General features: G+C 35.2%; 7 protein-coding genes and 2 rRNA genes (2 of these 9 cut by a window edge). 3 read left to right on the forward strand and 6 right to left on the reverse strand.

Annotated elements, in window-relative coordinates:
• Both ACX9TM_RS01665 and rrf read left to right on the forward strand, forming a co-directional pair.
• Positions 1-827: ribosomal RNA gene (locus ACX9TM_RS01665) — 23S ribosomal RNA — on the forward strand; it begins 2,095 nt to the left of the window's first position.
• A 48-nt stretch (positions 828-875) separates the two neighbouring features.
• Positions 876-991: ribosomal RNA gene (gene rrf, locus ACX9TM_RS01670) — 5S ribosomal RNA — on the forward strand.
• A 14-nt stretch (positions 992-1,005) separates the two neighbouring features.
• Here the strand turns inward: rrf and ACX9TM_RS01675 are convergent.
• The 4 genes from ACX9TM_RS01675 to ACX9TM_RS01690 all read right to left on the reverse strand — a co-directional run bounded on the left by ACX9TM_RS01675 (position 1,006) and on the right by ACX9TM_RS01690 (position 4,941).
• A complete protein-coding gene (locus ACX9TM_RS01675) occupies positions 1,006-2,082 on the reverse strand; it encodes a glycosyltransferase WbsX family protein (protein ID WP_000690976.1) in 1,077 nt (358 codons plus the stop codon).
• A 223-nt stretch (positions 2,083-2,305) separates the two neighbouring features.
• Entirely contained in the window at positions 2,306-3,178 is an 873-nt protein-coding gene (locus tag ACX9TM_RS01680; protein ID WP_001031897.1) for a class I SAM-dependent methyltransferase, read from the reverse strand.
• 27 nt (positions 3,179-3,205) lie between these two features.
• Positions 3,206-3,928, reverse strand: a complete 723-nt coding sequence (locus ACX9TM_RS01685) for a class I SAM-dependent methyltransferase (protein WP_048538439.1) — start codon at positions 3,926-3,928, stop codon at positions 3,206-3,208.
• 218 nt (positions 3,929-4,146) lie between these two features.
• On the reverse strand, positions 4,147-4,941 hold the full coding sequence (locus tag ACX9TM_RS01690) for a sulfotransferase family 2 domain-containing protein (protein WP_000790047.1): 795 nt from the start codon (positions 4,939-4,941) through the stop codon (positions 4,147-4,149).
• Positions 4,942-5,232: 291 nt separating this feature from the next.
• Here ACX9TM_RS01690 and ACX9TM_RS01695 point away from each other — a divergent pair, with 291 nt between their 5' ends.
• Entirely contained in the window at positions 5,233-6,177 is a 945-nt protein-coding gene (locus tag ACX9TM_RS01695; RefSeq protein WP_001230833.1) for an NAD-dependent epimerase/dehydratase family protein, read from the forward strand.
• A 38-nt stretch (positions 6,178-6,215) separates the two neighbouring features.
• On the opposite strand, the gene ACX9TM_RS01700 is transcribed toward ACX9TM_RS01695, so the two are convergent.
• Together ACX9TM_RS01700 and ACX9TM_RS01705 are read right to left on the reverse strand one after the other, a co-directional pair.
• The gene (locus ACX9TM_RS01700; RefSeq protein WP_000651232.1) at positions 6,216-6,992 is read right to left on the reverse strand and encodes a class I SAM-dependent methyltransferase; all 777 of its coding nucleotides are present in this window, start codon (positions 6,990-6,992) and stop codon (positions 6,216-6,218) included.
• 67 nt (positions 6,993-7,059) lie between these two features.
• Positions 7,060-7,500 carry the final stretch of a glycosyltransferase gene (locus ACX9TM_RS01705; RefSeq protein ID WP_065382371.1) on the reverse strand. The gene runs 1,491 nt beyond the window's last position, so 441 of the gene's 1,932 nt are visible here — the last part of the coding sequence; the start codon falls outside the window, past its right edge; its stop codon occupies positions 7,060-7,062.

Below are 7,500 nucleotides of genomic sequence, written 5' to 3' on the forward strand. Positions count from 1 at the left end.
CTTTACTGTAGCCTGATATTGAATTTTGGTACAGTTTGTACAGGATAGGCGGGAGCCATTGAAACCGGAGCGCTAGCTTCGGTGGAGGCGCTGGTGGGATACCGCCCTGACTGTATTGAAATTCTAACCTACGGGTCTTATCGACCCGGGAGACAGTGTCAGGTGGGCAGTTTGACTGGGGCGGTCGCCTCCTAAAGTGTAACGGAGGCGCCCAAAGGTTCCCTCAGAATGGTTGGAAATCATTCGTAGAGTGCAAAGGCATAAGGGAGCTTGACTGCGAGACCTACAAGTCGAGCAGGGACGAAAGTCGGGCTTAGTGATCCGGTGGTTCCGCATGGAAGGGCCATCGCTCAACGGATAAAAGCTACCCCGGGGATAACAGGCTTATCTCCCCCAAGAGTCCACATCGACGGGGAGGTTTGGCACCTCGATGTCGGCTCATCGCATCCTGGGGCTGTAGTCGGTCCCAAGGGTTGGGCTGTTCGCCCATTAAAGCGGTACGCGAGCTGGGTTCAGAACGTCGTGAGACAGTTCGGTCCCTATCCGTCGTGGGCGTAGGAAATTTGAGAGGAGCTGTCCTTAGTACGAGAGGACCGGGATGGACGCACCGCTGGTGTACCAGTTGTTCTGCCAAGGGCATAGCTGGGTAGCTATGTGCGGAAGGGATAAGTGCTGAAAGCATCTAAGCATGAAGCCCCCCTCAAGATGAGATTTCCCATAGCGTAAGCTAGTAAGATCCCTGAAAGATGATCAGGTTGATAGGTTCGAGGTGGAAGCATGGTGACATGTGGAGCTGACGAATACTAATAGATCGAGGACTTAACCATATAATATGTAGCAATGTTATCTAGTTTTGAAGGAATATGCCTTCATAGTTTGGTGATGATGGCAGAGAGGTCACACCCGTTCCCATACCGAACACGGAAGTTAAGCTCTCTAGCGCCGATGGTAGTTGGGACCTTGTCCCTGTGAGAGTAGGACGTCGCCAAGCAAGCTTAAGACGAGTCAGAATGACTCGTCTTTTTTGTATGCTTTCATACCTCTATCAATTGCATTTTTAACCCCTTCTAAATAAGAAAATCCATATTTTTTATCTGGCTCTAAGTAAGTTCCTTCCGCCCACTCGTTCCATGCGTTAATAAATAAAAACTCGCTGTTATAAAAAGAGTAAGTACGATGAATTTGCTTGCTTAAATATATGGTGAACTTTTCAGGGGTAGAACCTACAAAGATGCTGCTATTTGCGTTTTTACGTCGTGCAGTATTATCCCAATCAACAAAAGCCCCGGGAAATGTTTTTTTCTTTGGGAGCGATCGTTGTAATATATACATCCATACTTTATCGTAGTCCCAAACATTTAATTGCATATCAGAATCATATATTACCTTATTTATGTCTGAAGAGCTATCATGGGCAATTGTATAGAAAGGTTCAAACTGAATGCTGGCATCGAATCCATTTATATTAGGTAGTGGAAAACTGTTTAATGTTTCAGCAAAGTATATACCTTTTAAACCATTTTCTCGCGCTAATGCATTCCAGTAATTAAGCATTTTTTCACAATCAGGAATATGTCCTGGACGATAAATAATGAATAGAGGTTTATCATCTATATAAATATATCTCTCATCTTGGAAAGCCTGTAATAAATAATCAAAGTGTTCCTTCCAATCAGATATATCTCCGTAGTCTTGAGGCATTAATATATGTTTATCGAGACCATCCCAAGATTTTGTCCATGGTTCATTTGCCCAAGAAAGACAAAAAGGGAAGTCAGGTTCCTTCATCTTTAGTACCTCATTAAAGGGTGTTTCTAATAGTCTTTTTCCCTTAAACCAGTAATGATAATAACAAAAACCATATATACCGTATGCTTTAGCGATTTCCGCTTGCCACTTTCTTACGGAGGGGGTAGTTAAGTCGTAATAAAAATCTTGATAAGGTTCCCTAGGTTGATAATGTCCTGAAAATAAAGGTTGTGCACTTTTAGTATTTGTCCATTCAGTAAATCCTTTCCCCCACCATCGATCATTTTCTTTAATTTGATGGAATTGTGGTAAGTAAAAAGCGATTATTTTCAAGTTATATCCCCCTCATGTTTTTCGTAGTTCAAGTGTTGGGAAGTTATTCTTGATTTGGTGAAGCAATTTTAAAACAAGAGATATGTTATCTGTTTACTGTCTTTTTATGGTATGTATTGGATTTTTTTAAGCTTACTTAATAAGAGAGTATTAGGTAATTTGATATATAGCTGAAATAGAAAGTGCTTTTCGTCATGAAATTTATTACGTTGAATGAAAGGAATTAAATTTTTTGAAGGACAAAGAGGGCCTGTGGTAATCGATTTACATCATCAAAAAAGTCTTGTAGCTTTAAATATTTCTCATAATGATTTTCAATATAAGTCCTAGGTATAACAGTTTCTCCGTAAAAACTACTATTTCTAACATCTCCTGCACCAGTAGGACTGTGAACAAATTTGCCGTTTTCATAATCCGAGATGGCGCGATGTATATCTGGAAAAGCTTGAGATAAAGTTTTATGCCATCCTGTTTGAATTAATTCAGGATGTTCTTGGAATTGTTGACAAAAATCAAGAAAATAGCGCGCTTGTGTTGTTGCGATGAAGATTCCACCAGGGCGAAGAACTCTTGAAAATTCTTTTACCCAATTTTCGGCAGTTGCTTCGGATAAATGTGAGAATACAGAATAAGCGAATATGATATCTAATGAATTGTCACTAATAAATTCTACAGGGGGATGTGGACTTGCTGTTTTATATATCCCTCTTCCTAGTGTTTCATTACAAAGTGTGATCATCGCAGGATCGACATCAATGCCAAGTAAATTTTGATCAGAGGCATCTTTAAATAAGAAGCGTATAATTCTTCCCCATCCGCAGCCGAAGTCTAAAACTTTACTTTCTTTATTCAAGGGAACCCCTAAATTTTGGGCGTATTCTTTTATATGTCTATAAAACAAATATGCTTCGTAAAGAGCATGTTCATAGGAAGCACCTACAAATTGTTTTTGAATTTCTTCAGGAGGAAACCTAGGTACGGGAACCCCATTTATCGTTGTTTGTGAACAACTTTGTATAAATAAATTTAGAAGTTCGACATCAGATAGTGAATTAACAAGATGATCAAAATCACTTCCTAACTTAAATTTATTCATTTGTTAAACCTCCGAATTATATAGTGATTAAACTTTATTTTCTTGCTTTTTACTAATAAAAACATGTAAAAATTCAGCATCTAACCCTAGTGATCTATCCTTTTGTAAATAAACAATGGTATACATGTTTGCGTGTGTATAAATATATTCAATCATATCCTGCCCCCAATCGAACGTTACTAAAGATCCATTCTCATCAATAGGGTTTCCATGATAAATGGGCTCTTCAATATATTCAATCACTTCTTGATTCATTCTTGCTCTTTGCACAGTTTTTGTGAGTGTATGATACCAAGGGACAGTAAATACATGAGCGCCGCCAGGTTTTAATACTCGTTCTATTTCTTTAAAGGCTTTGTTTGGCGTCATTACATGCTCAAAAACGTCTTGAGTAATGAATAAATCAAAAGATTCATCTTCAAAAGTCATGTCTTCTAAGTTCTCACATCTAATACCTTGAAAGTATTGGCCAAGAGGATAATTTTTAAAGTATTGAGAATAAGTATAGTTTTTACAGTTTTTTAATAGTAGCTGAGTTGTAATTCCTCCAGGAGAGGATTCGTGGATACTATAGGAATCCCATTTTGGAAAAAATGTATGCAAAGCATGGATTAAAGCTCGCTGCCTTGGTATAGAGTTACATGTAGAACATAAATAATGATCTCTAAGCCAATCATTATGCTCTATAAATGTAGCTTTCTTTTCGCAAATAACGCAGTACCCATTATTGTGTTTCAAATTGATTTCCACACGACATCCCTCCTATGTTAAATGCAATCTATTTATGGAAATTATGATACACGTCAACAATCAGCGAAATCAAAGGGGGAATGGGTGAAAGTTAGGTATTTTTTAAAATTGCGATTAGGAGAAGGGAATAATCAGTTGAAGAGAACCCCCAATCGAATTAAAGTTTCACTTTATGCTATGCGATGCATCAGCTTTTATTCATGGGAAAATGTATAGACTTAAAATATCCCTTTCGTGTATGGGTACATTTCAAAATCCTGTGCGTATATTTCTGTAACTAAATCCATAGTTTCTTTATCATAAAAGCTTTCGTATGTTGGAAATCGTGGGAAGTCTGTATCTGTAATGCTAAGTTCTGCATAGCTCCCTGCATAAATCATCTTGTGTGCGCGATGATGATCTGAATTTGTAAGAAGTGCTAAAGGGGATTTTATCAAATCGTACGTGTGTTCTAGTTTGGTGATTTGTGTATTAAAATCTTCTAAAGGAATATAACATTGGATGAAGTTTTCTTCACCAGGGACGTATTGTTGACTAAAATGTATATCTAGCGCTAGAGAATTGGAGCTGAATGCCTGAACGTAATATAAAAATTGTTTAAATGATATTCCTTGATTACTATATTTGTCATTATAAAAATAATGACGGATACTTTCCCATTGAGGGCTAGCATATGGGTTGTCAGCAAGTAATAGAAATGAGCTGACAGCCCTTGTATAGGGATTTCGCACAAGTTTACAAACATCCTTTTTACCCTCTAGAAGACCATTTTGTAACTCGGGTATGTAATTTGTATTGTTCTTATACACCCAGAACTCATAGTAATGAATAAAGTCATTGTATTTCTTTGCTTCAGTAAATAATCCGATTTGAAAAAAGAACCAATTAGCTAACGCGGTGCATCCGCTTCTATGACTCCAAAATAGTATAATCGGAAAGTCTTTATGGTAATGTGGAATTCGATCTTTATGTAGAATTACATGATTTAAAAGTTCTTGATTTATATTTTTCATGAGTTCAGCACTCCTTTTTGGGAAATTTGTGTATGTAGACGTTTTTTTATGGGTTAAACAAGTGAGGATTGTTTATTAAATATATTCATGGGGATGAGTAAATATTATGAGTGTTTTTGCAGTCAACCTGAATAAGGAAGCTATTCTAAAATGAAAATAGAAAATAAAGATAATGAAAATTTATAACAAACATACAATGATAAGAAGATGAATAATCGAAATGATCCAGTTTATTTGTGTATATTTTTAGGTTTGGAGACGGGAAAAATTTATTACTAGAGAGATGATATTATGAGGAAGAATAATTATTTAATAGTAGGTGGAAATAGTTTCATTGGTATCAACCTCGCATTGGGTTTATTGAAACAGGGGCAAAATGTAAAAGTATTTTCCAGACATATAAATAATTTTCCTCAAAATATTGTAAGTGAAGTTGAATTTATTAAAGGTGATTTAAAAAATGTTGAGGATATATATAAGGCTTTAGTGAATATAGATATTATTATTTATTTAGCTGCGACGTCTAACGTAGCAACTTCAATTGAAGATGTTTTCGGTGATATTAATAGCAGTCTATTTTTTCTTAATTTCATGGAAAGTGTTAAAGATTTTCGTATTAAAAAAATTATATTAGCTTCTTCGGGAGGCACAGTTTATGGTGAACCTGAATATTTGCCTATTGATGAGAAACATCCATTAAGACCACTTTCCCCGTATGGAATAACAAAAGTTTCGCTGGAGAATTATTTGTATTTTTATAAGAGAAAATATGGAATAGATTATGTTGTATGTAGATATTCTAATCCGTATGGAAAATACCAAAACCCCTTAAAAAAAGTAGGGGCGATAAATTGTTTTTTGTACCAGCATCTCAGTAATGAAAGGATTCATATATATGGGAATCCAGAGGAGATTATTAGAGATTATATTTATATCGATGATTTAGTTGAAATTACTATACAACTAGCACAATTAAATCAATTGAAATCTTGCGTATACAATATAGGGAGTGGCAAAGGTCTTTCTTTAAAACGAATTATAGTGGAATTAGAGAAAATAACAGAAAGAAAAGTGGATTTTATCTGTTACAAACAAAAACAAGAGAACGTTCAAAAAATCATTTTAAATATTGATAAGATAAAACAAGAATTGAATTGGGAACCTAAAATAGATTTTAAACATGGGATTAGATTAAATAAGCTATGGATTGAAGAGTTCTTATATAGTAAAAAATAATAACCCACACTCTACTTGTATAAGCAGAGCGTGGGTTATTATTTTGCTTCTTTTTCTATAACCCAAAGGTCTTGATGTTCCCACCAAAATCCTTCAGTATACTTTTTGATAATTGGGTTATGGGGTAATAATTTAATTTTGTCACACACGTAAGAGGGACTAACTATCGTTTGTCCGTATTGATTCACATCTAAATCGAATTGTTCACTAGAAGAGAGAAACCAATAGCCCTTTTCATTTAAATTTGGAAACCCGAAGTATTTTTTGCTTTGATAGCCATGGGTTGTGAAAATGAATAAACCACCAGGTGAAACAGCGTTATATAATGTTTGCAGCCAACGAAACCAAGTTGTATCAGGCATATGAGAGAAAAAGGATAGACAAAAAACGATATCGTACGTAGAGGAGTCCAATTTTAACTGTTCAGGCTCAGGATGAGATAATATAGAAGAATTATTTAATTTGTTTTCAATAAAGGAAATAGCCTCTTCGTGTATATCGCAAGCGGTTATACTCAAATTCGCTTGTAGATTTAATAAATGACGTGTTACGCAGCCGTATCCGGATGCAAATTCTAACAATTTAATTGGATTGCCTGTAGGAGGATAAAGGGAAGTAATTAAGTTTAAGAGTATTTGTGCTGAGTTTTGCCCATCTTTAAAGTAGTAATCTATCGCTTCTTTTTTTGATGGGAAGACGGGATTAGTGACAATGAACTGAAAGATATGATCCTCAGGATGGATACTTGCATTTACATTATAGTTGTGTGCGATTTGAGAAATTAAATCTTTATGTTCCTCTATAAAGTCTTTCAAAGAGTATTCCTCCCTTAAGTAATAGTAGCAACTTACTAGAGATATTGATGGCATAGAAAGCACATGTTTAAATTTTTAAGTATGCTTTAAGATGCTTTCTATATGTATACATTTTCATTTTAGAAATGTCGTCGATAGTAAATCTTTCTTTAATGAAATTTTGCATTTGTACAACTTCATTGTAATGGGAGTATGAATCTTCTGTTCTCGTTACGCTATTTAAATGTCGTCTATGATAGTTTAAGGGGGATGGATTGAAGTAAATATCTCCCTCTGTAAGAAGAGAAACATAGAAAAACCAATCACCAGCTATTTTGAACTTCTCTAACTGTTTTTCTGTTTTCTTCATATCTATATTTTTAAAAACTACACTTGAAACATTAGGTATAGTGTTTTTGATAAGTAACGTATCTTGTATTTCTTCGACGCCTTTTCGAAAATAGGGGCCTTTCCATTTTTCTTTATCGATATCATTTGTGTAATTTAAATAATGATTAGCCAATACATT

Source organism: Bacillus sp. LH1 (assembly GCF_057924895.1).